General features: G+C 65.6%; 20 protein-coding genes and 1 pseudogene. 7 read left to right on the top strand and 14 right to left on the bottom strand.

The window, feature by feature from the left end; all coding sequences use genetic code 11:
• Positions 1-61: 61 nt before the first annotated feature.
• Positions 62-1,069, bottom strand: coding sequence for a DUF481 domain-containing protein (locus IP89_RS08850; protein ID WP_043309083.1), 1,008 nt, complete (start codon positions 1,067-1,069; stop codon positions 62-64).
• A 104-nt stretch (positions 1,070-1,173) separates the two neighbouring features.
• Positions 1,174-2,169: a DUF481 domain-containing protein gene (locus IP89_RS08855; RefSeq protein WP_043309084.1), complete on the bottom strand. Its 996-nt coding sequence runs from the start codon at positions 2,167-2,169 to the stop codon at positions 1,174-1,176.
• Between IP89_RS08855 and IP89_RS08860 the strand changes: the two genes are divergently transcribed.
• Complete coding sequence (locus IP89_RS08860; RefSeq protein ID WP_052081006.1) at positions 2,168-2,560, top strand: MGMT family protein; 393 nt, start codon at positions 2,168-2,170, stop codon at positions 2,558-2,560. The two genes, IP89_RS08855 and IP89_RS08860, sit on opposite strands and share 2 nt — an antisense overlap.
• A gap of 93 nt (positions 2,561-2,653) precedes the next feature.
• Positions 2,654-4,270: an AmpG family muropeptide MFS transporter gene (locus IP89_RS08865; RefSeq protein WP_043309210.1), complete on the top strand. Its 1,617-nt coding sequence runs from the start codon at positions 2,654-2,656 to the stop codon at positions 4,268-4,270.
• Here the strand turns inward: IP89_RS08865 and IP89_RS08870 are convergent.
• Together IP89_RS08870 and IP89_RS08875 are read right to left on the bottom strand one after the other, a co-directional pair.
• A complete protein-coding gene (locus IP89_RS08870; RefSeq protein ID WP_043309085.1) occupies positions 4,262-5,098 on the bottom strand; it encodes a mechanosensitive ion channel family protein in 837 nt (278 codons plus the stop codon). The genes IP89_RS08865 and IP89_RS08870 overlap by 9 nt on opposite strands.
• Positions 5,099-5,207: 109 nt before the next feature.
• Entirely contained in the window at positions 5,208-5,687 is a 480-nt protein-coding gene (locus tag IP89_RS08875; RefSeq protein WP_043309086.1) for a YajQ family cyclic di-GMP-binding protein, read from the bottom strand.
• A 141-nt stretch (positions 5,688-5,828) separates the two neighbouring features.
• Here IP89_RS08875 and IP89_RS08880 point away from each other — a divergent pair.
• The 4 genes and pseudogenes from IP89_RS08880 to IP89_RS08895 all read left to right on the top strand — a co-directional run.
• A pseudogene (locus tag IP89_RS08880) lies at positions 5,829-6,803 on the top strand (response regulator); the annotation flags it as partial.
• Positions 6,800-7,714: a putative 2-dehydropantoate 2-reductase gene (locus IP89_RS08885; RefSeq protein WP_043309088.1), complete on the top strand. Its 915-nt coding sequence runs from the start codon at positions 6,800-6,802 to the stop codon at positions 7,712-7,714. The pseudogene IP89_RS08880 and the gene IP89_RS08885, both read left to right, overlap by 4 nt.
• Before the next feature lie 46 nt (positions 7,715-7,760).
• On the top strand, positions 7,761-9,782 hold the full coding sequence (locus IP89_RS08890; protein WP_043309089.1) for an ATP-binding protein: 2,022 nt from the start codon (positions 7,761-7,763) through the stop codon (positions 9,780-9,782).
• The gene (locus tag IP89_RS08895) at positions 9,782-10,363 is read left to right on the top strand and encodes a cob(I)yrinic acid a,c-diamide adenosyltransferase (protein ID WP_043309090.1); all 582 of its coding nucleotides are present in this window, start codon (positions 9,782-9,784) and stop codon (positions 10,361-10,363) included. Before IP89_RS08890 ends, IP89_RS08895 begins: the two co-directional genes overlap by 1 nt.
• Positions 10,364-10,394: 31 nt before the next feature.
• On the opposite strand, the gene IP89_RS08900 is transcribed toward IP89_RS08895, so the two are convergent.
• The 4 genes from IP89_RS08900 to secA form a co-directional block, all read right to left on the bottom strand.
• Entirely contained in the window at positions 10,395-11,336 is a 942-nt protein-coding gene (locus IP89_RS08900; protein WP_043309091.1) for a Nudix family hydrolase, read from the bottom strand.
• Entirely contained in the window at positions 11,333-11,965 is a 633-nt protein-coding gene (locus tag IP89_RS08905; protein WP_043309092.1) for a glutathione S-transferase family protein, read from the bottom strand. Before IP89_RS08905 ends, IP89_RS08900 begins: the two co-directional genes overlap by 4 nt.
• A gap of 303 nt (positions 11,966-12,268) precedes the next feature.
• Positions 12,269-13,486 (bottom strand): bifunctional glutamate N-acetyltransferase/amino-acid acetyltransferase ArgJ, encoded by a 1,218-nt coding sequence (gene argJ, locus IP89_RS08910; protein WP_043309093.1) that lies wholly within the window; start codon positions 13,484-13,486, stop codon positions 12,269-12,271.
• Between the two features lie 99 nt (positions 13,487-13,585).
• Complete coding sequence (gene secA / locus IP89_RS08915; RefSeq protein WP_043309094.1) at positions 13,586-16,318, bottom strand: preprotein translocase subunit SecA; 2,733 nt, start codon at positions 16,316-16,318, stop codon at positions 13,586-13,588.
• 248 nt (positions 16,319-16,566) lie between these two features.
• Here secA and IP89_RS08920 point away from each other — a divergent pair, with 248 nt between their 5' ends.
• Entirely contained in the window at positions 16,567-17,019 is a 453-nt protein-coding gene (locus tag IP89_RS08920; protein WP_043309212.1) for a DUF721 domain-containing protein, read from the top strand.
• Positions 17,020-17,103: 84 nt separating this feature from the next.
• Here IP89_RS08920 and lpxC read toward each other — a convergent pair whose 3' ends face one another.
• The 6 genes from lpxC to murC all read right to left on the bottom strand — a co-directional run bounded on the left by lpxC (position 17,104) and on the right by murC (position 23,861).
• Positions 17,104-18,015 (bottom strand): UDP-3-O-acyl-N-acetylglucosamine deacetylase, encoded by a 912-nt coding sequence (gene lpxC / locus IP89_RS08925; protein WP_043309095.1) that lies wholly within the window; start codon positions 18,013-18,015, stop codon positions 17,104-17,106.
• A 106-nt stretch (positions 18,016-18,121) separates the two neighbouring features.
• Entirely contained in the window at positions 18,122-19,321 is a 1,200-nt protein-coding gene (gene ftsZ / locus IP89_RS08930) for a cell division protein FtsZ (RefSeq protein WP_043309096.1), read from the bottom strand.
• Positions 19,322-19,373: 52 nt separating this feature from the next.
• Positions 19,374-20,618: a cell division protein FtsA gene (ftsA, locus tag IP89_RS08935; RefSeq protein WP_043309097.1), complete on the bottom strand. Its 1,245-nt coding sequence runs from the start codon at positions 20,616-20,618 to the stop codon at positions 19,374-19,376.
• A gap of 22 nt (positions 20,619-20,640) precedes the next feature.
• Positions 20,641-21,513: a cell division protein FtsQ/DivIB gene (locus tag IP89_RS08940; RefSeq protein ID WP_043309098.1), complete on the bottom strand. Its 873-nt coding sequence runs from the start codon at positions 21,511-21,513 to the stop codon at positions 20,641-20,643.
• Between the two features lie 3 nt (positions 21,514-21,516).
• Positions 21,517-22,458: a D-alanine--D-alanine ligase gene (locus IP89_RS08945; RefSeq protein ID WP_043309099.1), complete on the bottom strand. Its 942-nt coding sequence runs from the start codon at positions 22,456-22,458 to the stop codon at positions 21,517-21,519.
• Positions 22,455-23,861 (bottom strand): UDP-N-acetylmuramate--L-alanine ligase, encoded by a 1,407-nt coding sequence (gene murC / locus IP89_RS08950; RefSeq protein WP_052081007.1) that lies wholly within the window; start codon positions 23,859-23,861, stop codon positions 22,455-22,457. The genes IP89_RS08945 and murC overlap by 4 nt, the downstream gene beginning before the upstream one ends.
• Positions 23,862-23,865: the final 4 nt, after the last annotated feature.

A 23,865-nucleotide genomic window follows, 5' to 3' on the forward strand; every position in this document is an offset into this window, starting at 1 on the left:
AATTTCAGATCAGATGAAAAGACCGCCCTCCAGAACGGAAGGCGGCAGGTAGCCGAGCGTCTTACCAGCCCACACCCAGGCCGATCATGTAGCGGCGCTCGTTGGTGTCGCCGTACTCGCTGGCGACCTTGTCCCACTCGGCCTTGAGGCTGAGGGCCGCCCAGCTGTTCAGCTTGTAGCGCACACCGGCCTCGCTATCGATGGTGTAGTCGACCGAGTCGATGAAGGGAGCGCCCACCTCACCCTGGGTGTAGATCTCCAGGTTCTTGCCATACAGGTAGCGCTTGTAGTCCCACTTGCTGGTGGCCGAGGTGAAGTGCTCGGTGCTGCCATCGGCGAACACATAGTCGTTGCGGTTGAGCAGGCCGGCGAGGGAGAAGGCACCTAGCTCGTCATCCCAGAACTGGTAACCGGGACCGGTACCGATGGTGCGCTGGGTTTCCAGGTCCTCGATACGGTCGTGGGTGTATTTCAGCTGGCCCTTCCAGAAGAATTTCTGCGTGAAGAAACGGTCGAGGTCGTAGCCCAACTCCGTCCGGTCGGTCTTGCGCTCGTTGTCCTTGGTCTCATGGTCATACTCGGCGGTAATGCCATGGCGCCAGGCGCCGTGGCGGGCCTTGGTATCGAGGTCGATGTTGTAGTCCTTGACGTCGTTGGCGGCGCGTTTGTAATCGGCCGAGAAGTCCAGCGTGCCGGTCCAGGCCAGGTCCTGCACCAGCGGTTTGGGCGGCATCATCTGGCTGATCGAGGCCAGGTCCACCACCTTGGGCGCCTCGCCGTTGACCAGTTCGACCTGGCCCTGCCCTGCGGGCCTCAGCGACTTCGCGTGCTCGCCAACGAAGTCGTCCTGCTTGACCAGCAGCGCCTGATCGCTCTCCAGCGTGGCGACCTTCTTCATGTCGAGGGTGATGGTGCCGGCGAAGTCGGTCTTCAGCAGCAGCTTGCCGCTGTCGAGCAACTGGATGGTACCGGTGATCTTGTCACCGCTCTTCAGCCAGACGGTGTCGGCGAGCAGCGGCGTGGAGGCGGCGCAAACGGCCAGGCAAAGCAGGGAGCGAAGCGATTTCATAGGCACGGTCAGGCTGGTACTGGAAAAAGGCGCGCATTATCCGGATGCACACCAGCTGAGCAAGCACAGACCGGCAAAACGCCCCTTGAGTTCAGCCCGTTCGACTACCAGCCCACACCCAGGCCGATCAGATAGTGGCGATCAGAGGCCGTGGTACCCAGCCCGCGAATCTGGTCCAGCTCGTACAGCAGCGACAGCCGCGCCCAGTCATTGAGGTGGTAGCGCAGCCCTGCCTCGCTATCGAGCACGTAGTCGATCGCGTCGATTTGCGGCACCTGCAGCTGGGCGGTGGTGTAGAACTCCAGGCGGGTGCCCCAGAGCAGGCGCTTGTAGTCCCACTCCACCGACCAGCTGTCGAAGTTCACGTCGCCGTAGCGGCTGTACAGCTCGATGCGATTGAACTGGGTGATCACATCCAGCCGCCCCAGCTCGTTGTCCCAGAAGCGGTAACCGGGGCCGGTGCCATAGATGCGCTGGCGGTAGATATCCTCGAACTGGTCCTCGTCCTGCTCGTAGCTGCCCCGCCAGAACCAGTGATCGGTGAAGAAGCGGTCGAGGTCGTATTCCAGCTCCCAGTTATCCTCGGTCTTCTCGCCGTTCTCCTTCTCGTGCTCCAGCTCGCCACGCAGCACATGCCGCCAGCGGCCATGCTCGACGCGAGTGTTGCCCTTGAGCTTCCACTCATCGGTACGGTCCTGGTTGCGCTCCAGATCCAGCTTGGCGTCCAGATTGCCCTCCCAGATGCGATCCTTGAGCAGCGGGCGCGGCGGTACCAGACGCGAGATGCTCGTCAGGGCGATTTCCCGCTCCTGGCCATTGACCACCTTGACCTTGCCTGGACCGGCAGCGCGCAACTGCTCGCTGCTCTCGCTGTCCAGACCGTCGCGGCGCAGCATCATAGGTTTGTCGGCGTTGAGGGTGGAGATATCCTTCCAGTCGATCAGCACCTTGCCGGCATACTTGGTCTTCAACGCCAGCTTGCCGCCATCGAGCAGCAGTATCTCGCCTGTCAGACGATCGCCATTGTTCAGCCACACCGTATCGGCGACGACGGGGCAAGCCAGGCTCAGCAACACACAGGACAGCAGGACGCGCAACATGGCCAAACCACCGAAGAAGGGACGAGGCGACGAGCCAGAACATGCCCCAGCCCTGGCACCCACGGCAAGTCCAGAGGGCCGCCGCGCGGCGCTTTATCTGGTACTGGCGCAGATACCCGCCGGCAAGGTGACCAGCTACGGCGAACTGGCCGCCCTGGCCGGCCTCGGCCGCGCGGCGCGCTGGGTCGGTCGCACCCTCAGCCAGCTCCCCGAGGATACCCGCCTGCCCTGGCATCGCGTACTCGGCGCTGGTGGCCGACTCAGCCTGGCCGCTGGCACCGCATCGGGCGAGGAACAACGCGCGCGCCTGCGCGCCGAGGGGCTGACCATCCGCAATGATCGCGTCGACATGCGCCGCCACGGCTGGCATCCGATGGAGCCGAACAACTAGGGGCTGTTGTCGTTTCGCTACAGCCGCGGCTTGCACCGAAACGACAACAGCCCCTAGAGTGCGCCCTTTGCCATGTCCGTAGCCGAACGCCTCATGCCCCGTAGAACCTGGCGCGCCGCCCTAGCCACCTATGCCCACCCGGCCACCCTGGCCCTGCTGCTGCTGGGCTTTGCCGCAGGCCTGCCGTACATGCTGGTGTTCTCCACCCTCTCGGTGTGGCTGCGCGAGGCCGGGGTGACCCACCAGACCATCGGCTACGCCAGCCTGATCGGCCTGGCCTACGCCTTCAAATGGGTCTGGGCGCCGATGCTCGACCAATGGCGCCTGCCGCTGCTCGGCCGCCTCGGCCGCCGCCGTTCCTGGCTGGTACTGTCCCAAGGGTTGGTGGCCTTCGGCCTGATTGGCATGGCCCTGTGCGATCCACAGCAACACCTGTCGTGGCTGATAGGCGTGGCCGTGGTCGTGGCCTTCGCCTCGGCCACCCAGGACATCGCGGTGGATGCCTACCGCCTGGAAATCGTCGACGACAACCGCCAGGCCGCCCTGGCCGCCAGCTACATGGCCGGCTATCGCGTCGCCGCCCTGCTCGCCACCGCCGGCGCCCTGTACTTCGCCGGCTGGTTCGGCACCCCTGGCGCTGGCTACCAGCACGGCGCCTGGGCCAGCACCTACCTGTTGTTCGCCATGCTGATGCTGCCGGGCGTGATCACCACCCTGTGGATGCGCGAACCGCCGGTGCCGCTGCAGACCCAGATGGCCGCGGCGCGCTACGGCCTGTACCGCCAGCTGGCCTCGGTCATGGTGCTGATCGTACTGCTGATCTCGGTGCCGGCGATGTTCACCCAGTTCTTCCGCAGCGACGTGTTCCTGGTATTGAGCGGCGACGTCAGCCTGGTCGAACTGATCCGCGACGATCGCGCCTTCATGCGCTTCGGCCTCTACGCCATTCTCACCGGTGTGTGCCTGTCACGCATGGGCCGCAGCAGCCTGGCGCCGGTGCTCACCCCGGTCAACGACTTCATCCTGCGCTACCGCTGGCAGGCGCTGCTGCTGCTCGGGCTGATCGCCACCTATCGCATGTCCGATACGGTGATGGGCGTGATGGCCAACGTCTTCTATATCGACATGGGCTTCGCCAAGAGCCAGATCGCCAGCGTCAGCAAGCTGTTCGGCCTGATCATGACCCTGCTCGGCGCGGCCCTCGGCGGCCTGCTGATCGTGCGCTTCGGCATCATGCCGATCCTGCTGCTGGGCGGCGCCGCCTCGGCCGGTACCAACCTGCTGTTCGCCACCCTGTCCGGCCTGGGCGCGGTGCACGAGCCGGCGGCCTATGCCGAGCAGACGGTCAGCCACCTGCTGTGGGCGCTCGACCCGCACATGCTGATGCTGGTGGTGACCATCACCCTCGACAACCTCAGCTCCGGCCTGGCCACAGCGGCATTCGTCGCCTACCTGTCGAGCCTGACCAACCTGAAGTTCTCCGCCACCCAATACGCGCTGCTCAGCTCCATCATGCTGCTGCTACCGCGCCTGGTCGGCGGCTATTCCGGGGTGATGGTGGAGAAGGTCGGCTACGGCCAGTTCTTCCTGGTCACCGCGCTGCTTGGCATCCCCACGCTGATCCTGATCCTGATGCAATGGCGCAAGCAGGGCGCCGGCCCGGCCCTGGCCGAGCCCGAAACCCCGCAGCGCCAGGGCGAATCAGGCTGAGGCCGGCGTCGCCACCGTGCGCGCCACCAGCCCCGGCACGGCGATATCCACACCCACCTCGCGTAGACGGTCGCGCACTTCCTCGTTGAACCTGAAGGTCACCGGCCAATAGTCCGAATTGGCCGTCCATACCCGCAGAGACAGGGTGATGAAGGTCTCGCCCAGCCCCGCGACCACCACCGCAGGCGGCGGCTCGCGGCGCACCCGCGGGTCCTCGGCCATCTCCCGCAGCACCTGCTGGGCCTTCTGCAGGTCGCTGTCGTAGTCCACCTTCACATCGAACACGATCTGCCGCGTGGCCTGGCGCGAGGTGTTGATGATCGGGCCGTTGGACAGCGCGCCGTTGGGCAGGATCACCGTGCGGTTGTCGCCGGTGCGCAGCACGGTGTGGAAGATCTGGATGCTGTCCACCGTCCCCGACTGCCCCTGCGCCTCGATCCAGTCGCCGATGCGGAACGGGCGGAACAGCAGGATCAGCACGCCGCCAGCAAAGTTGGCCAGGCTGCCCTGCAGGGCCAGGCCGATGGCCAGGCCGGCAGCACCGATGGCGGCGATGAACGAGGCGGTGGAGATGCCGATCATGGAGGCCACGCTGACCACCAGCAGCACCTTGAGCACGATATTGGCGAGGCTGCCGATGAAGCCGGTCAGCGCCGCATCCACCTTGCGCAGCCGCATCAGTTGCGCGAGGCGTGAGGTCAGGCGATTGATCAACCACCAGCCAACAACCAGGGTGATCAGGGCCAGGGTCAGCTTGCCGCTGTACTCCAGCACCACCGGCAGCCAGGCCTGGGACAGGCGGACGATCTCCTCGTAGTCGAATTGCATGGGTGCACTCCTTTTCCGACAGCTGAAACGACACCGCCATGGCGGGCCATGGCGGTGAAAGGTGTACAGCTGGGACGCGCACGCGGCGCCGGAGGTTCCCCCCGCGAGGTCAGTCGCGGAAGTTGTTGTACTGCAGCGGCATGCCGAACTCCTTGCCACGCAGGGCGGCAATCGCCTCCTGCAGGTCGTCGCGCTTCTTGCCGGTGACACGTACCTGCTCGCCCTGGATGGCGGCCTGCACCTTGAGCTTGCTGTCCTTGATGTGGGCGACGATCTTCTTCGCCAGCTCCTTGTCGATGCCCTCGCGGAAGGTCACTTCCTGCTTCATCACCTTGCCGGAGGCATAGGGGTCCTTGGCTTCCATACACTGCGCGTCGATCTTGCGCTTGATCAGGCTGGCGCGGACGATGTCGAGTACCTGCTCGAGCATGAACTCGGCTTCGGCGGTCAGGGTGATGGTCTTGTCCTTGCTTTCGATGCTGCACTTGCCGCGCAGGTCGAAGCGCCGCTCGAGTTCCTTGATGGCATTGTCGACCGCGTTGGTCAGTTCGTGCTTGTCCAGTTCCGACACTACGTCGAACGAAGGCATGGGTTTGCTCCTGATGGACGGCGCGATCCCCCTCACGGACTGAACGCGCCTGACTTGACGATAAAATTGGCGCGACCATTATAACCAGTCTGATACACGCCGTTCGGCCAACCTGCGGCGGCCATTTTTCTCTGCCAGTGAGCCCCTTCAATGCCCAACCCCCATCTCAGCATCCTGGTGGTGGACGACGCCAAGTTCTCCAGCGCCATGATCGGTCGTGCCCTGAGCCAGGCCGGTTATCAGGATGTGCGCTTCGCCAACAGCGCCGCAGAAGCCCTGCGCCTGCTGGAAAAACGCCCCGCCAGCGTGTTGCTGGCCGACTGGCTGATGCCGGAGATGGACGGCCTGGAACTGACTGGCCGCGTGCGCCAGCTGGACGAGACGGCCGAGCACTACACCTACGTCATCCTGCTCACCGGCAAGGAAGGCGAGAACGTGCTGTCCGAGGCCTTCGACCGCGGCGTCGACGACTTCATCAGCAAGGCCGCGATGAACGAACAGCTGGTACCGCGCGTGTACGCCGCCGACCGCCTGTGCAACACCCTGCAGCGCCTGCTCAATGAAAACCGCATGCTGACCCAGAACATCGCCAGCCTGGAGCAGCGCAACCTGGTCGACCCGCTCACCGGCCTGGGCAACCCGCGTTACCTGCAACAGAAGCTCGGCGATTGCCTGCGCCAGGTGGAGTCGCGTGGCGGCGCCCTGTGCTACCTGCTGATCGGCCTGCAGGAGGGTGAGGCACTGCGCCGCCAGTACGGCAACGGCTTCTGGAACGAAGTGCTGCACGGCGTGGCACGTCGTCTGCAGCAGCTGGTGCGGCCGCTGGATGTGCTGACCCGCGTCGACGAAACCCACTTCGGCATGATCGCCATGCTCGACGACCTGCAGGAATGCTCACCGAGCAGCTTCAAGCGCCTGCACGAGGGCCTCAACCTCAAGGCCTTCAAGACCAGCGAAGGCTTCATCAGCCTGAAGGCCGGCATCGCCCTGGTCGGCCTCGACGCCAAGTCGCTGCCGGTCGAGCCGCATCACCTGTTCGCCGAAGCCAGCCGCGTGCTGCCGGAATCCTACGCCAGCGGCCGGGTCAGCGCGGTACGCCTGCCGTTGCCCCAGTGAGTACCTGGCATATCCTCGGCGCCGGCAGCCTGGGCGGGCTGTGGGCCGCGCGCCTGGCCCGTGCCGGCCTGCCGGTGCGCCTGATCCTGCGCGACCAGACGCGTCTGAGCCAATACCGCGCCGCCGGCGGCCTGACCCTGGTCGAAGACGGCTTCGCCAGCCTGTACCCGATTCCGGCCGAAGTACCGGGCAGCGCCATCCCCATCCGCCGCCTGTTGCTGGCCTGCAAGGCCTATGACGCCGAAGAAGCGGTGGCCGAACTGGCGCCGCGCCTGGCCCCCGGTGCCGAGATCATCTTGCTGCAGAACGGCCTGGGCAGCCAGGACGCGGTCGCCAACCGCGTACCGCGGGCGCACTGCGTGTTCGCCTCCAGTACCGAGGGTGCCTTCCGCGAGAGCGATTTCCGTGTGGTTTATGCCGGTCGCGGCCAGACCTGGCTGGGCGTGCCGGGCGAGCGCCGCGCGCCGGACTGGCTGGAGCAGCTGCAAACGGCTGGCATCAACCACGACTGGAGCGACGAGATCCTGGAGAAGCTGTGGCGCAAGCTGGCGCTGAACTGCGCGATCAATCCGCTGACCGTGCTGCACGACTGCCGCAACGGCGGGCTGCGCGACTGGCCGGACGAAGTCGCCGGGCTGTGCGAGGAGCTGAGCGAGCTGCTGCACGCTTGCGGCCAGGGCGCCGCGGCCAGCGACCTGCACCAGGACGTGCTGCGGGTGATCGACGGCACCGCCGCCAACTTCTCCTCCATGTACCAGGACGTGGCCCGTGGCCGCCGCACCGAGATCAGCTACCTGCTCGGCTACGCCCTGCGCGAGGCGCAGCGCCTGCAACTCGACCTGCCACGCCTGGACGATCTGCTGCAGCGCCTGCGCGAGCACCTGACCGTCCGCGGATTGCCCGTGGACTGATGCGGCGCTACCCTGCCCCTTCCCATCCGAAGCGGAAGCCGCGCCCTTGACCCGTCTGCGCCAGCGTCTCGACAACCTGCCGGTCGGCCGCAAGCTGCTCGCCGCGCTGCTGGTACTGCTGGCGACCGTGCTGCTGGTGGCCAACCTGGCGTTCATCAGCGCGGCCTACTGGATCTCCCAGGAGAGCGTCGCACCCCAGGCGCTGCAGACCCTCGGCAAGCTGGTCGCCACTCCCGAGCTGAGCCGCCACGCGCTGTCCTCGCCCAAGGCCGCGCGCGAAGTGCTGGAGCGCCTGGAAAACTACACCCCGCTGCGCGCCGCCGCGCTGTATGACAGCAGCGGCCAGCGCCTGGCCGACGTGCAGCTGGGCGAGCCGCTGCAATTGCCCGACTACAGCGACAACCTCGAACACTGGCGCCTGAGCGAGTTCCGCTCGACCCGCGCCATCGAGCTGCCGCAGCCGGGCAAGGCCCCCGGCTACCTGCTGCTGGTGGCCTCCAGCGAGCTGCCCGGCGCCTTCTACACCGGCACCGTCACCGCCAGCGCGGTGATCCTGGCCTTCAGCGTGCTGCTCTGGGCGCTGATCGCCCGGCAGATCCGCCGCCTGATCACCCGCCCGATCCGCAAGCTCGAAGAGCTGTCGCGCCAGGTCACCCGTGAGGAGAACTACTCGCTGCGCGCCATGCGCGGCAACCACGACGAAATCGGCAGCCTGGCCGACGCCTTCAACACCATGCTCGGCCGCATGGAGGCCCGCGAGCAGCAGCTCAAGCGCGCCCGCGACGACGCCGAAAGCGCCTTCTCCCAGGCGCAGAGCCTGGCCGAGGAGACCCGCCACTCCAACCGCAAGCTGGAGCTGGAAGTGCAGGTGCGCAGCAAGATCGAGAAGAAGCTCACCGGCTTCCAGAACTACCTCAACAACATCATCGACTCCATGCCCTCGGCGCTGATCGCCCTCGATCAGGAGTTCTATGTCACCCAGTGGAACCAGGAGGCCAGCGCCCTCTCTGGCACGCCGCTGGACGAGGCACTGAACCAGCCGGTGTTCCTCGCCTTCCCCTCGCTCAAGCCTTACCTGCAGCAGCTCAAGCGCACTGCCGAGCAGCACCGGGTGGAAAAGATCGAGCGCGTCACCTGGCGCCGCGGCGACGAGGCCCACCACTACGCGCTGACCTTCTACCCGCTGATGGGCGCCGGCGGGCGCGGCGCGGTGATCCGCATCGACGACATCACCCAGCGCCTGTCGCTGGAGGAGATGATGGTGCAGTCGGAGAAGATGCTCTCGGTCGGCGGCCTGGCCGCCGGCATGGCGCACGAGATCAACAACCCGCTGGGCGCCATCCTGCACAACGTGCAGAACATTCGCCGGCGCCTGTCGCCGGAGCTGGCGAAGAACCAGGACCTGGCCGTGGAGGCCGGCATCGCCCTCGACGACATCAACGCCTACCTGCACAGCCGCGAGATTCCCCAGTTGCTCGACGGCATCGCTCAGGCCGGCTCGCGGGCGGCCAAGATCGTCACCCACATGCTCGCCTTCAGCCGCCGTAGCAATCGTCAGCTGGCGCCGTGCCAATTGCCGGTGCTGATCGACCAGGCGCTGGAGATCGCCGGCAACGACTTCGACCTGACCGAGAGCTTCGACTTCAAGGGCATCGCCATCGAGCGGGACTTCGATGCGCAGCTCGGCCCGGTGCCGGCCACCGCCAACGAGCTGGAACAGGTGCTGCTCAACCTGCTGAAGAACGCCGCCCAGGCCATCCACCTGCGCGAAGACAACCGCGAGCCGGGACGCATCACCCTGCGCACTCGCCGCAATCCGCCCTGGGCGGAAGTCCAGGTGGAAGACAACGGCGTCGGCATGCCCGAGCTGGTGCGCAAGCGCATCTTCGAGCCCTTCTTCACCACCAAGGAAGTCGGCCAGGGCACCGGCCTCGGCCTGTCCGTGTCGTACTTCATCGTCACCAACAACCACAAGGGTCAGCTGGAGGTGCAATCCTCCCTGGGCAAGGGCACCTGCTTCACCCTGCGCCTGCCGCTGACCGCTCCCGCTGAAGGCATCCACAGCTGATGGGCTATCGACTGAGCAAGATCTACACGAAGACCGGCGACAAGGGCGAGACCGGCCTGGCCGACGGCCGCCGCGTGGCCAAGGACCACCCGCGCGTGGAGGCCATGGGCGAGCTGGATACCCTCAATAGCCAGCTCGGCCTGCTGCTGGCCGGGCTCGCCGAGCAGGCCGGCCAGTGGCCGGGACTGAACGAGGTCAGTGAGGTCCTGGCGCCCTGCCAGCACCGCCTGTTCGACCTCGGTGGCGAGCTGGCGATGCCCGACTACCAGGCCCTGCAGGAAGCAGAAGTGGAGCGCCTGGAGGCGGCCATCGACCTGTGGAACGAGGAGCTGGGGCCGCTGCAGAACTTCATCCTGCCCGGTGGCTCTCATCTGGTAGCCCAGGCCCACGTCTGCCGCAGCCTGGCGCGTACCAGTGAACGCCGCTGCCAGCAGCTCAACGCGGTGGAGCCGCTGCGCCCAGTGGGCATGGCCTACGTCAATCGCCTGTCCGATCTGCTGTTCGTCGCCGCACGACTGATCGCACGGCGCACGCAGGTCGACGAAGTACTCTGGCAGGCCGCGGCCAAGCCGCAAAGCTGACCCCTGACGCTACCCATCGGTAGCGCCAGACTCACACCGGCCAGAAGGCGCGAATACCAGCCACACCCTGAGCACCGGCCTGCCAGGCGCGCTCGCGCTCCTGCGGGCCGACACCACCGAGCAGGAAGGCCGGCAAATTGCTGCCGCGCAGCAGCTCGGCGGCAGCCTCCCAGCCCAGCGGCGCAGCGTCCGGGTGAGTCTGGGTGGCCTGTACTGGCGACAGGGTGACGAAGTCCACGCCCATGCGCGCCGCCAGCGCCAGTTCCTCGGCATTGTGGCAGGACGCCGCCAGCCAGCGCTGACCGGGGAACGGCCGACCATTGGGCGCGTACTTGCGCAGCTGCTCGGCGGTCAGGTGCCAGCCGGCGGCGGGAAAGTCGCCCAGCCACTCCAGCGGCCCCTTGAGCATCAGCTGCGCCTTGCCGGCACACAGGCCCTGGATATCCACCGCCAGATCGCGGTACTGCGGGTCGAACATGTTCGGCGCACGCAGTTGGATCAGCTTGGCACCGGCCGCCAAGGCGGCGCGCACGCCACGCATCAGCTCGGCCGGTTCCAGGCCCTCGGGCGTGATCAGGTAGGTGTCAGGCAGGCGCGCTGCCGCCACGATGGGCTGGTTGGCGGCCGGGAACTCGTAGTCGAGCAGCTCGCGTTCGTCGGCCCAGGCCAGCGGCTGGCCCTCGGCGCCATGTGGCTCACCAGCGAAGGCCGCGACTTCCCAGACGTCCAGCAGCACCTGCTTGTCCGGATAGTCGTGGTGCACCTGGATCAGCGGGCGCGCCACGCTCACCTGGATGCCCAGCTCCTCCTCCAGCTCGCGGGCCAGGGCCAGCTCGACGGCCTCGCCCTCCTCGACCTTGCCACCGGGAAACTCCCACAGGCCGCCCTGGTGCTTGTCCTGCGGGCGCTTGGCAATCAGCACCCGCCCGTCTGCGCCACGGATCACCGCAGCGGCCACATGCACACGTTTCACCCCTTCATCTCCTCTTGAGCGGCCTGGTACCAGCGGCTGAACGCTGGCCATTGATAGATGGTCTCGACATAGGCCGCAGCCTCTGCCGGCAGTGTCACCCGATAGCTGCGCAGGCGCGCCGCCACCGGGGCGAAGAAGGCATCGGCGATGCTGGCATGGCCGAACAGGAACGCGCCGTCCTGGCCGAAGCGCTGGCGGCAATCGGCCCACAGACGGCAGATGCGCTCGATATCGGCCTGCACCTCGGCAGGCACCTCGGCCAGGGCCTGGTCACGCGCCAGGTCCATCGACATGTGGCTGCGCAGGGCCATGAAGCCGCTGTGCATCTCGGCGCAGACGCTGCGTGCCAGAGCGCGGGCGTACTGGCCACGCGGCCACAGATGCGCTTCGGGGAAACGTTCGGCCAGGTACTCGGCGATGGCCAGGGAGTCCCACACCGGGCCCTCCTCGGTCTGCAGCACCGGCACCTTGCCGGTCGGCGCGTGGGTCAGCAGCAGGCTGCGGCTGTCCGGCTGATACAGACGCACCTTGATCTCTTCGTAGGGCGCACCGGTCAGATCCATGGCCAGCGCCGCGCGCAGCGACCAGGAGGAATAGTTCTTGTCGCCTATCACCAGTTTGAGGGGCATCTCGATCTCCTTGAGCGGTTTCAGGAGCAGCGTACGCAGGCCTGGCGGCCGCGAGCAATTCCGTCTGCGCATGCCCCCATGAGCCCGGGGAATGGCAGCACGGAACGGGCCGGGGCAGGACGCCCCGGCCCAGAATCGCTGAGCCAGTTCACGACCTTGCGAGCTAGAGCCAGGCTAGGCGCAACGTTAGTAACAGCCTTCGGCTGGTCAAAGCGGCGAGGAAGCGCAGTTTACGCGCGGTAAATGAGCATCCGAGCCTGCTTTTAACGACGCCTGGCCGACGCGCAGCTGATCGGGGACGGCTCAGGTGCGGTATTCGGCGTTGATCTTCACGTACTCGTGGGACAGATCGGTGGTCCAGATGGTTTCGCTGCAATCGCCACGACCCAGCTCGATACGGATGCCGATCTCCTCACGGGCCATCACCGCTGCGCCCTGGTCCTCGGTATAGGTGGAAGCACGACCGCCCTTGCTGGCGATGCACACCTCGCCGAGGAACACGTCGATCAGGCTCACGTCCAGGTTCGGCACGCCGGCGTAGCCGACGGCGGCGAGGATGCGCCCCCAGTTGGGGTCGGAGGCGAACAGCGCGGTCTTGATCAGCGGCGAGTGAGCCACGGCGTAGGCCACGTCCAGGCACTCCTGATGGTTGCCGCCGCCGTTGACCTGCACGGTGACGAACTTGGTCGCGCCTTCGCCGTCACGGACGATGGCCTGGGCCACTTCCATGAACACTTCCAGCACCGCCTGCTTGAGCTTGGCGAACAGCTCGCCGGAAGCCGCGGTGATTTCCGGCAGTTTGGCTTGGCCGGTGGCAATCAGCATGCAGCAGTCGTTGGTCGAGGTATCGCCGTCGATGGTGATGCGGTTGAACGACTTGTTGGCCGCATCGCGCACCAGGGCCTGCAGCACATCGCGGGCGACCTTGGCGTCGGTGGCGATGTAGCCGAGCATGGTCGCCATGTTCGGGCGGATCATGCCGGCGCCCTTGCTGATGCCGGTCACGGTGACGGTCACGCCATCGTGCTGGAACTGGCGGCTGGCACCCTTGGGCAGGGTGTCGGTGGTCATGATGCCGGTGGCAGCTTCGGCCCAGTGGTCCTCGTGCAGATCGTCCAGGGCGGCCTGCAGGGCGCCTTCAATCTTGGCCACTGGCAGCGGCTCGCCGATCACACCGGTGGAGAATGGCAGCACGGCCTCTTCGCTCACACCGGTCAGCGCGGCCAGCGCGGCGCAGGTGCGGCGGGCGTTGCTCAGGCCATCCGGGCCGGTGCCGGCGTTGGCGTTGCCGGTGTTGGTCAGCAGATAGCGCACATCGCCGGCCACGCGCTCGCGGGTGACGATCACGGGAGCCGCGCAGAAGGCGTTGGTGGTGGTCACACCGGCCACGCGCGAGCCTTCGGCGCAGCGCATCACCACCACGTCCTTGCGCCCCGGGCGCTTGATGCCGGCGGAGGCGATACCGAGTTCGAAACCGGGAACGGGGTGCAGCTTGGGCAGGGGACCGAGACCAACGGCCATAGAAGCGCTCCTTACTGAGGCAGTGTCACTGAAGTTGGAAAAACGCCGCGAGCGGCTGAGCCGGTCGCGGCGTTTCTGGTATAGCAGGCTAGGTACGGTTTAGCCGACCTGGCCGTGGCAATGCTTGTACTTCTTACCGGAACCGCAAGGGCACGGCTCGTTGCGACCGATCTTCGGTTCGCTGCGCACCGGCGCGGCGACAGCCAGTTCGCCCTCTTCCTCGCCTTCTTCGGCACCCGGCATGGACGAGACTTCAGCGTGCTGGAACTGCATGCGCTCGGCCATGGCTTCGGCTTCGCGACGCAGGCGCGCCTCTTCCTCGACCGGGTCCTCGCGGCGTACCTGGACGTGAGACAGCACACGGATGGTGTCGCGTTTGATCGAGTCGAGCAGGTCCTGGAACAGGGTGAAGGACTCGCGCTTGTATTCCTGCTTCGGGTTCTTCTGCGCGTAGCCGCGCAGGTGGATGCCGTGGCGCAGGTGATCCATGGTGGCCAGGTGGTCCTTCCACAGGTCGTCCAGCACGCGCAGCAGCATCTGCTTCTCGAAGGTACGCAGGGCCTCGGCACCGGCCAGGTCTTCCTTCTCGGTGTAGGCGGCGATCAGCTCGGCGAGGATCTTCTCGCGCAGGGTCTCTTCGTAGAGTTTCTCGTCATCGTCCAGCCACTGCTGAACCGGCAGGCGCAGGCCGAAGTCGCTGTACAGCGCATCTTCCAGGCCCTTGATGTCCCACTGCTCGGGCAGCGACTGCGGCGGAATGTGGCTGCTGATGGTGTTGCCGAGCACTTCCTCGCGGAAGTCGCTGATGGTCTCGCCGATGTTCTCGGCGGCCAGCAGGCTGTTGCGCATGTGGTAGATCACCTTGCGCTGCTCGTTGGCCACGTCATCGTATTCGAGCAGTTGCTTGCGCATGTCGAAGTTGCGGCCTTCGACCTTGCGCTGGGCCTTCTCGATGGCGTTGGTCACCATGCTGTGCTCGATGGCCTCGCCGGACTGCATGCCCAGGGCCTTCATGAAGTTCTTCACCCGGTCGGAGGCGAAGATGCGCATCAGATTGTCTTCCAGCGACAGGTAGAAGCGGCTGGAACCCGGGTCACCCTGGCGACCGGCACGGCCACGCAGCTGGTTGTCGATACGGCGCGATTCGTGACGCTCGGAGGCGATCACGTGCAGACCACCGGACTCGATCACCTGCTGGTGGCGCTTCTGCCAGTCGGCCTTGATCTGCGCGATCTGCTCTTCGCTCGGCGCTTCCAGGGCAGCCACTTCGGCCTCCCAGTTACCGCCCAGCAGAATGTCGGTACCACGACCGGCCATGTTGGTGGCCAGGGTCACGGCGCCCGGGCGACCGGCCTGGGCAATGATCTCGGCTTCCTTCTCGTGGTACTTGGCGTTGAGCACCTTGTGTTCGATGCCGGCCTGCTCGAGCAGCTTGGAGACGTACTCCGAGGTCTCGATCGAGGCGGTACCGACCAGGATCGGCCGGCCCTGGGCCTGGCAGTCCTTCACGTCGGTGATGATCGCCTGGTACTTCTCTTCCTGGGTCAGGTAGACCAGGTCGTTGTAGTCCTTACGCGCGATCTGACGGTGGGTGGGGATCACCACCACGTCCAGGCCGTAGATCTGGCGGAATTCGAAGGCCTCGGTGTCGGCGGTACCGGTCATGCCGGACAGCTTGTTGTACAGGCGGAAGTAGTTCTGGAAGGTGGTCGAAGCCAGGGTCTGGCTCTCGGCCTGGATGTTCACGCCTTCTTTGGCCTCGATGGCCTGGTGCAGGCCCTCGGACAGGCGACGGCCCTGCATGGTACGGCCGGTGTGCTCGTCGATCAGGATGACCTGGTCGTTCTGCACGATGTACTCGACGTTGCGGTGGAACAGCTTGTGCGCACGCAGGCCGGCGTAGACATGGGTCAGCAGGCTGAGATTGTGCGCGGAGTACAGGCTCTCGCCCTCGGCCAGCAGGCCGCCGGCGGTGAGCAGTTCCTCGATGTACTGGTGGCCGGCCTCGTTGAGTTCGACCTGACGGGTCTTCTCGTCGACCTTGTAGTGGCCTTCCTGGGTGACCACGCCTTCCTCTTCCTCGATGTGCTGCTTGAGGCGCGGGATCAGCTTGTTGATTTCCATGTACAGCTTGGAGCTGTCTTCGGCCTGGCCGGATATGATCAGCGGAGTACGCGCTTCGTCGATGAGGATCGAGTCCACTTCGTCGACCACGGCGAAGTTCAGCTCACGCTGGAACTTGTCTTCCAGGCTGAAGGCCATGTTGTCGCGCAGGTAGTCGAAACCGAATTCGTTGTTGGTGCCGTAGGTGATGTCGGAGGCGTAGGCGGCGCGCTTCTCTTCCGGCGGCTGGAACGGGGTGACCACGCCGACGGACAGACCGAGGAACTCATACAGCGGACGCATCCAGTTGGCGTCGCGGCGGGCCAGGTAGTCGTTCACCGTCACCACGTGCACGCCCTTGCCGGACAGCGCGTTGAGGTACACCGCCAGGGTACCCACCAGGGTCTTGCCCTCGCCGGTACGCATCTCGGCGATCTTGCCCTCGTGCAGGGTCATACCACCGATCAGCTGCACGTCGAAGTGACGCATGCCCATCACCCGCTTGCCGGCCTCACGGGCCACGGCAAAGGCTTCGGGAAGGATCTGGTCGAGTGTCTCGCCCTTGGCCAGGCGCGCCTTGAACTCTTCGGTCTTGGCCTTGAGCTGCTCGTCGGAGAGGCCGAGTATTTGCTCTTCGAGGGCGTTGATCGCGGTCACTGTCTTGAGCATGCGTTTGACTTCACGCTCGTTCTTGCTTCCAAAGAGTTTCTTCAACAGTGGCGCAAACATATCGACGGATTCTTCCACTCAAGGGGATGGGGGGTGGCCCCGGAGGACCTGCCCGACGGCCTGCTCGGCCGCATGCAAAGGGGGCATTCTACTCGGAAACGTTGGCGAGAAAAGGGCGAACTCCCGCGAGCCTGGCCGATACGCCAAGCACGCCCACCAGCGCGCCGCTCTTCCTATATGGGGACGACAACCGGCAGCTGCAAGGGGGCTTTGCTAACATGGGCGCACCATCGCCCGAAGCCATCGCCATGAGCCTGCGCCCACCCAAAGCCAAGACCCCCAACGCCCTGCTGCGCGAGCACAAGCCGCTGCAGGCGTTGTTCAGCGCCGCGCAGCGCCTGGGCAAGCTGCAGGCGCTGGTAGAAGCGCAGCTGGAGCCGGCGGCCCGCGAGCATTGCCAGGTGGCCAGCTGGCACGACGGCTGTCTGTTGCTGCTGACCAGCAACGGCCACTGGGCGACCCGACTGCATTACCAGCAGCGTCGCCTGCAGCGCCTGCTGCAGGTACTGCCGGAGTTCGCCGGCCTGCAGAAGATCCAGGTCAAGGTACGCCCGCCGAACACCCACGCGACCTATCAGGCGAACAAGACCGAGTTGTCCGAGGCGGCCGCCGACAGCCTGTGCAGCGCGGCAGAAGGTATCGACGATCCCAAGCTGCGCGCCGCCCTGGAACGCCTGGCGCGCAACGCCAAACGCGACTGAGCGTTCGCTTTACCCGGTTAAATCGCCAGAAAAAAACAGGCCACCCGAGGGTGGCCTGAATACAACAGAAGGGAGGGGTGTTGCTTACACGGCCGCAACTGGGCGCATGTAGGAGATCGGCGCGGTGCTGGCGTCGTCGAAGATCACCACTTCCCAAGCATCTTGCTGCTCGATCAGGGTGCGCAGCAGACGATTGTTCAGCGCGTGTCCGGACTTGAAGCCCTTGAACTCACCGATCAGGCTGTTGCCCAGCAGGTAGAGGTCGCCGATGGCATCGAGGATCTTGTGCTTGACGAATTCGTCCTCGTAACGGAGGCCGTCTTCGTTGAGCACACGGAACTCGTCCACCACGATGGCGTTTTCCACACTGCCGCCGAGTGCCAGGTTCTGCGAACGCAGGAACTCGATGTCACGCATGAACCCGAAGGTCCGCGCGCGGCTCACTTCCTTGACGAAGGAAGTGCTGGAGAAATCGACGCTAGCGGTCTGGGTGCGACCACGGAACACCGGGTGATCGAAATCGATCTCGAAGCTCACCTTGAAGCCGTCGAAGGGCAGGAAAGTGGCGCGCTTGTCGCCCTCTTCCACAGTCACTTCGCGCAGCACGCGGATGAACTTCTTCGGTGCTTCCTGCTCTTCCAGGCCCGCCGATTGAATCAGGAATACAAAGGGACCGGCACTGCCATCCATGATCGGGACTTCTGACGCCGACAGCTCGACGTAGGCGTTGTCGATGCCCAGACCTGCCATGGCCGAAAGCAAGTGCTCGACGGTGTCCACCTTGACGTCACCATTGACCAGAGTGGTCGACATGGTGGTCTCACCGACGTTCTCGGCGCGGGCGGGGATTTCCACGACCGGGTCCAGATCGGTGCGACGGAACACGATTCCGGTATCCACCGGGGCCGGCTTGAGGGTCAGGTAAACCTTCTCCCCCGAGTGCAGGCCAACACCGGTGGCTCGGATGATGTTCTTCAGGGTGCGTTGTCTGATCATGTTTTTGGCTGCGCTTGTTGCGAACTGTTTTCAACAATGGGCGGCGATGATAGCAGAACCGCCCTTTGCTGAACACCAATCACCGATATACTCCTGATAGACAGCATCAATCAGCCTGACGACGCAGGAAGGCCGGGATATCCAGATAGTCCAGGTCATCCTGATTGTTCAGCTTGGCCGCAGCGGCACTGCCGGCGAGGCTCTGACGCTGAACGGTCGGGCGCTCGTAGTCCTTGTAGTTGACGGCCGGCTGCTCGGCGGCACGCGGAGCGGCGCTGATGGTGGTAGCCGGAGTGGCAACGGCAGCGGCGGCGATGGTGTTGTCGACCACCTTGACCGGCTTCTCGATGCGCGCGCCCAGGCCGGTAGCGACCACGGTCACGTGCAGCTCGTCACGCATGTCCGGATCGATCACAGCACCGACCTTGACGGTGGCGGCTTCCGAGGCGAAGGCCTCGATGATCTCGCCCACCGCGGCGTATTCGCCCAGGGACAGGTCCAGACCAGCGGTGATGTTGACCAGGATGCCACGCGCGCCCTGCAGGTTGACGTCTTCCAGCAGCGGGTTGCGGATGGCCGCTTCGGTAGCCTCGCGAGCACGGTTCGGACCACTGGCGCAGCCAGTGCCCATCATGGCCATGCCCATTTCGCCCATCACGGTCTTCACGTCGGCGAAGTCGACGTTCATCAGGCCCGGACGCTGCATGATGTCGGAGATACCACGCACGGCGCCGGACAGCACGTCGTCAGCCTTGGCGAAGGCGGACAGCAGGCTGGCGTCCTTGCCGAGGATGGTCAGCAGCTTCTCGTTGGGGATGGTGATCAGCGAGTCGACCACGTCGGACAGCGCGCGGATGCCCTCGTCGGCGACTTGCATGCGCTTGCGGCCTTCGAACGGGAACGGACGGGTCACCACAGCAACGGTGAGGATGCCCATTTCCTTGGCCACTTCGGCGATGATCGGCGCTGCACCGGTACCGGTACCGCCACCCATGCCGGTGGTGATGAACACCATGTCGGCGCCATTCAGCACTTCGGCGATGCGCTCACGGTCTTCCATGGCGGCCTGACGGCCGATTTCCGGGTTGGTACCAGCGCCCAGGCCTTTGGTCACGCCCGGGCCGAGTTGCAGCACGGTACGCGCGCCGACGTTCTTCAGCGCCTGTGCGTCGGTGTTGGCGCAGATGAATTCCACGCCTTCGATGTTGTTTTTGATCATGTGGTTAACGGCGTTACCGCCGCCGCCGCCCACGCCGATCACTTTGATAACTGCGCTTTGTGGAGCGTTATCTACTAATTCGAACATTTCCCCTCTCCTTCCTTTTTAGTTATCGCCTACAGCTACCGCGGGTTTCACATCAAAAATTGCCCTGGACCCAGCGTTTCAGCCGTTCCAGTACCGGTGTTTTGGGCTCATCGCCATATTGGATTCCAGGCGCGTGGTAGCCGTCGGACTGCTTCCGCAGCCCGTACATCAGCAGGCCCACGCCTGTGGAATAGATAGGATTACGCACGACGTCGGTCAGTCCCTTGACGCTGTGGGGTACGCCCAAACGCACCGGCATGTGAAAGATCTCTTCGGCCAGTTCGACGGCGCCTTCCATCTTGGCGGTGCCGCCGGTGAGGACGATCCCAGCCGGAATCATGTCCTCGTAGCCGCTGCGCCGCAGCTCGGCCTGGATGAGGGTGAAGAGCTCGTCGTAACGGGGCTCGACTACCTCGGCCAGAGCTTGACGGGACAGCTCCCGCGGTGGCCGGTCTCCCACACTGGGAACCTTGATGGTTTCCCCTGGACCCGCCAGTTTGGCTAGGGCGCAAGCATACCGAATCTTGATTTCCTCGGCATACTGGGTCGGGGTACGTAATGCCATTGCAATATCATTGGTGACCTGGTCGCCGGCGATCGGGATCACCGCGGTGTGACGGATCGCACCTTCGGTGAAGATGGCGATGTCGGTGGTACCGCCACCGATGTCGACCAGGCACACACCCAGTTCCTTCTCGTCCTCGGTCAGCACCGAGTAGGCGGAAGCCAGCTGTTCCAGAATGATGTCGTCCACTTCCATGCCGCAGCGACGCACGCACTTCTCGACGTTCTGCGCGGCGTTGGTGGCGCAGGTGACCACGTGCACCTTGGCTTCCAGGCGCACACCGGACATGCCCAGCGGCTCGCGTACGCCTTCCTGGTTATCGATCACGTAGTCCTGCGGCAGGGTGTGCAGCACGCGCTGATCGGCCGGAATGGCCACCGCCTGGGCGGCATCGAGCACGCGCTCCAGGTCGGCCGGGCTCACTTCGCGGTCGCGGATGGCGACGATGCCGTGGCTGTTCAGGCTGCGGATATGGTTGCCGGCGATACCGACGAAGGCCGAGTGGATACGGCAGCCGGCCATCAGCTGCGCCTCTTCGATGGCGCGCTGGATCGACTGCACGGTGGACTCGATGTTCACCACCACGCCCTTCTTCAGGCCGCGCGACGGACTGGTGCCGATCCCGACGATATCCAGATCGCCATCGGCGGTTACCTCGCCCACCAGCGCCACCACCTTGGAGGTGCCGATGTCCAGGCCGACGATCATCTTGCCGCTCTGCACGCTTGCCATGATCTCTACTGTTCTCCTCGATTCACTGGACGGCGACCGTCGTTTCGGTTGCCGTCGGCGCCACCGGCGTGCGCCAGGCCACGGCCAGGCCGTTGGCGTAGCGCAGGTCGATGCGCGCGATATTCGCGATCTGCTGCTTGAGCACCTTGTCGTGGATGCTGGCGAACCGGCGCATCTTGTCGACCAGGTGATCCCGGCCCAGGAGGATTTCCACGCCCTGGGCGGTACTGATGAACCAACTGCCGTGCTCGCGCAGCTCCAGGCTGCTGATGGTGAAGCCCAGCGGCCGCAGCAGCTGGCTGAGCACCTGGTATTGCTGCATCACCTGCTGCTGGGCGCGTTGCGGCCCGGACAGCAGCGGCAGGTGTTCGTAATTGGCCGCTTCGCGCGGGGCGAAGGCGCGGCCCTGGTTGTTGAGCAGCGCGCCGTCGCCCCAACGGGCCACCGGCAGCTGCTCTTCCAGAGTGATCGATACCTGGTCCGGCCATACACGACGCACTTCGGCGTGGGCGATCCAGGGCATCTGCTCCAGCTCGGCACGCATGCCGGCCAGGTCGATGGTGAAGAAGCTGGCCGAGGTGTAGGGCGCGATGCGCTCCTGCACCGCCTGCTGGCTGATGTAGCTCAGCTCGCCCTGCACGCTGACCCGGCTGATCGGCCGGTCGGCGTAAGGCAGCAGGCGCTGGGCGCCCTCGTAGGTACCCAGGCCCAGGACCACCAGCAACAGCGGCCAACCCAGGCGCTTGAAGCCGCTGGCCAGGCCACCGATATCCGGCTTCGGCAGGCGTGCGGCCAGCGGTTCCTTGGCCACCATCCGGCTCGCGCCGCGCGCAGCGATAGGCTGACGCCGAGTGGCGCCTCCTATGGGCTGCGGGTGACGGAGGGTGGCGACCATGGTTTAGCCCCTCGCCTCGACGCTGTCGGCCAGGATCGCCAGCACCAGCTGCTGGAAATCCAGACCGGCGGCGCGCGCGGCCATCGGTACCAGGCTGTGATCGGTCATGCCCGGCACGGTGTTCACTTCCAGCAGCCAGAACTTGCCGCTGGCATCCTGCATCACGTCGGCGCGCGCCCAGCCCTGGGTGCCCACGGCCTCGCAGGCACGCGCGGTGAGCTCCTTCAGCTCCGCCTCTTTCTCGGCCGACAGGCCACAGGGGATGCGGTACTGGGTGTCATTGGCCAGGTATTTGGCGTCGTAGTCGTAGAAGGTGTGCGGAGTGCCCAGGCCGATGGGCGGCAGCACCTGGCCGCGCAGCATGGCGATGGTGTACTCGGGGCCGTCGATCATCTGCTCGACCAGCACCTGCGAGTCGTACTTGCTGGCGTCCTTCCAGGCCGCGATCAGCGCGTCGACATCAGCGACCTTGGCCATGCCGATGCTGGAGCCTTCGTGGGCCGGTTTGACGAACAGCGGGAAGCCCAGTTCGGCAGCCGCCGCACGGCAGTCCTCTTCGCTGGCCAGAGCAGCGTGGTTCGGCGTCGGCAGGCCCAGGCTCAGCCACACTCGCTTGGTGCGCAGCTTGTCCATGGCCAGGGCAGAAGCGAGGATGCCGCTGCCGGTGTAGGGAATGCCGGCGCACTCGAGCAGGCCCTGCATGGAGCCGTCTTCACCGCCGCGACCGTGCAGCACGATGAAGGCGCGATCGATCTTCTCGGCGACCAGGCGCTGCAGGAAGTCATCACCGACGTCGATACCGAAGGCGTCCACGCCGGCGCTCTGCAGGGCTTCCAGCACGGCGGCGCCGGACTTCAGCGACACCGCACGCTCGGCGCTCTTGCCGCCGAACAGCACGGCGACGCGGCCGAAGGCCTTGGGATCGAGGGTGGAATGCAGGCTCATTTCGACTCACCTTGAACAGCGAACAGCGGGTGCTTGATCAGTTGCGGGGCTACGCCGCCGATATCGCCGGCACCCTGGCACAGCAGGATGTCGCCGGCGCGCAGCAGCGGCTTGATGATTGGTGCGAGGTCGGCGCCGCGTTCGACATAGATCGGGTCCAGCTGGCCGCGCTGGCGGATGCTGTGGCACAGGTGACGGCTGTCGGCACCGGGAATCGGCTCCTCGCCGGCCGGGTAGACCTCCATCAGCAGCAGCACGTTGGCATCGCCGAGCACCTGGACGAAGTCGTCGTACAGGTCGCGGGTACGGCTGTAGCGGTGCGGCTGGTACAGGATCACCAGGCGGCGCTCGGCCCAGCCACCACGTACGGCTTTGATCACTGCCGCGACTTCGCGCGGGTGGTGGCCGTAGTCGTCGACCAACATCACGCTGCCGCCGTCGACCGGCAGCTCGCCGTAGACCTGGAAGCGTCGACCGACGCCCTGGAAGCCGGACAGGCCGGCGACGATGGCGGCATCCTCGATGCCTTCGTCGGTAGCGATGGCGATGGTCGCCAGCGCGTTCAAGACGTTGTGGTTGCCCGGCATGTTCACCGACACATCCAGCGGCTCGCGGCCCGGACGCAGGGCGGTGAAGAAGGTACGCATGCCTTCCTGGCGCACGTTGATCGCACGCACGTCGGCGTCCTCGGCGAAGCCGTAGGTCACGGTCGGACGGGCCACCTGCGGCAGCAGCTCGCGCACCACCGGATCGTCCACGCAGAGCACGGCCAGGCCGTAGAACGGCAGGTTGTGCAGGAACTCGATGAAGGTCTTCTTCAGGACGTTGAAGTCGCCGCCATAGGTGCTCATATGGTCGGCGTCGATGTTGGTGACCACCGAGACCATCGGCTGCAGGTGCAGGAAGCTGGCGTCGCTTTCGTCGGCCTCGGCGATCAGGTAGCGGCTGCTACCGAGCTGGGCGTTGGTGCCGGCGGCGTTCAGGCGGCCGCCGATGACGAAGGTCGGGTCCAGGCCACCGGCGGCAAATACCGAGGCCAGCAGGCTGGTGGTGGTGGTCTTGCCGTGGGTACCGGCCACTGCCACGCCGTGGCGGTAGCGCATCAGCTCGGCGAGCATCTCGGCGCGCGGCACCACCGGGACGCGGCGTTCCAGGGCGGTAGCCACTTCCGGGTTGGCGGTGTTGATGGCGCTGGACACCACCAGCACGTCGGCCTGCTCGGCGTTCTCCGCGCGGTGGCCGATGAAGATGGTGGCGCCGAAGCTTTCCAGGCGCTCGGTCACGGCCGAGGCCTTGAGGTCGGAGCCGGAGACTTCGTAACCCAGGTTCAGCAGCACCTCGGCGATGCCGCACATGCCAGCGCCGCCGATACCGACGAAGTGGATGCGGCGGATGCGGCGCATGCGG

It is taken from the genome of Pseudomonas sp. ML96, from assembly GCF_000761545.1.
GTDB lineage: Bacteria > Pseudomonadota > Gammaproteobacteria > Pseudomonadales > Pseudomonadaceae > Aquipseudomonas.

Coding starts and splice junctions, on each gene's coding strand:
- IP89_RS08850 (WP_043309083.1), bottom strand. CDS start 1,069: ATGAAATCGCTTCGCTCCCTGCTTTGCCTGGCCGTTTGCGCCGCCTCC.
- IP89_RS08860 (WP_052081006.1), top strand. CDS start 2,168: ATGGCCAAACCACCGAAGAAGGGACGAGGCGACGAGCCAGAACATGCC.
- IP89_RS08855 (WP_043309084.1), bottom strand. CDS start 2,169: ATGTTGCGCGTCCTGCTGTCCTGTGTGTTGCTGAGCCTGGCTTGCCCC.
- IP89_RS08865 (WP_043309210.1), top strand. CDS start 2,654: ATGCCCCGTAGAACCTGGCGCGCCGCCCTAGCCACCTATGCCCACCCG.
- IP89_RS08870 (WP_043309085.1), bottom strand. CDS start 5,098: ATGCAATTCGACTACGAGGAGATCGTCCGCCTGTCCCAGGCCTGGCTG.
- IP89_RS08875 (WP_043309086.1), bottom strand. CDS start 5,687: ATGCCTTCGTTCGACGTAGTGTCGGAACTGGACAAGCACGAACTGACC.
- IP89_RS08895 (WP_043309090.1), top strand. CDS start 9,782: ATGGGCTATCGACTGAGCAAGATCTACACGAAGACCGGCGACAAGGGC.
- IP89_RS08905 (WP_043309092.1), bottom strand. CDS start 11,965: ATGCCCCTCAAACTGGTGATAGGCGACAAGAACTATTCCTCCTGGTCG.
- argJ (WP_043309093.1), bottom strand. CDS start 13,486: ATGGCCGTTGGTCTCGGTCCCCTGCCCAAGCTGCACCCCGTTCCCGGT.
- secA (WP_043309094.1), bottom strand. CDS start 16,318: ATGTTTGCGCCACTGTTGAAGAAACTCTTTGGAAGCAAGAACGAGCGT.
- IP89_RS08920 (WP_043309212.1), top strand. CDS start 16,567: ATGAGCCTGCGCCCACCCAAAGCCAAGACCCCCAACGCCCTGCTGCGC.
- lpxC (WP_043309095.1), bottom strand. CDS start 18,015: ATGATCAGACAACGCACCCTGAAGAACATCATCCGAGCCACCGGTGTT.
- ftsZ (WP_043309096.1), bottom strand. CDS start 19,321: ATGTTCGAATTAGTAGATAACGCTCCACAAAGCGCAGTTATCAAAGTG.
- ftsA (WP_043309097.1), bottom strand. CDS start 20,618: ATGGCAAGCGTGCAGAGCGGCAAGATGATCGTCGGCCTGGACATCGGC.
- IP89_RS08940 (WP_043309098.1), bottom strand. CDS start 21,513: ATGGTCGCCACCCTCCGTCACCCGCAGCCCATAGGAGGCGCCACTCGG.
- IP89_RS08945 (WP_043309099.1), bottom strand. CDS start 22,458: ATGAGCCTGCATTCCACCCTCGATCCCAAGGCCTTCGGCCGCGTCGCC.
- murC (WP_052081007.1), bottom strand. CDS start 23,861: ATGCGCCGCATCCGCCGCATCCACTTCGTCGGTATCGGCGGCGCTGGC.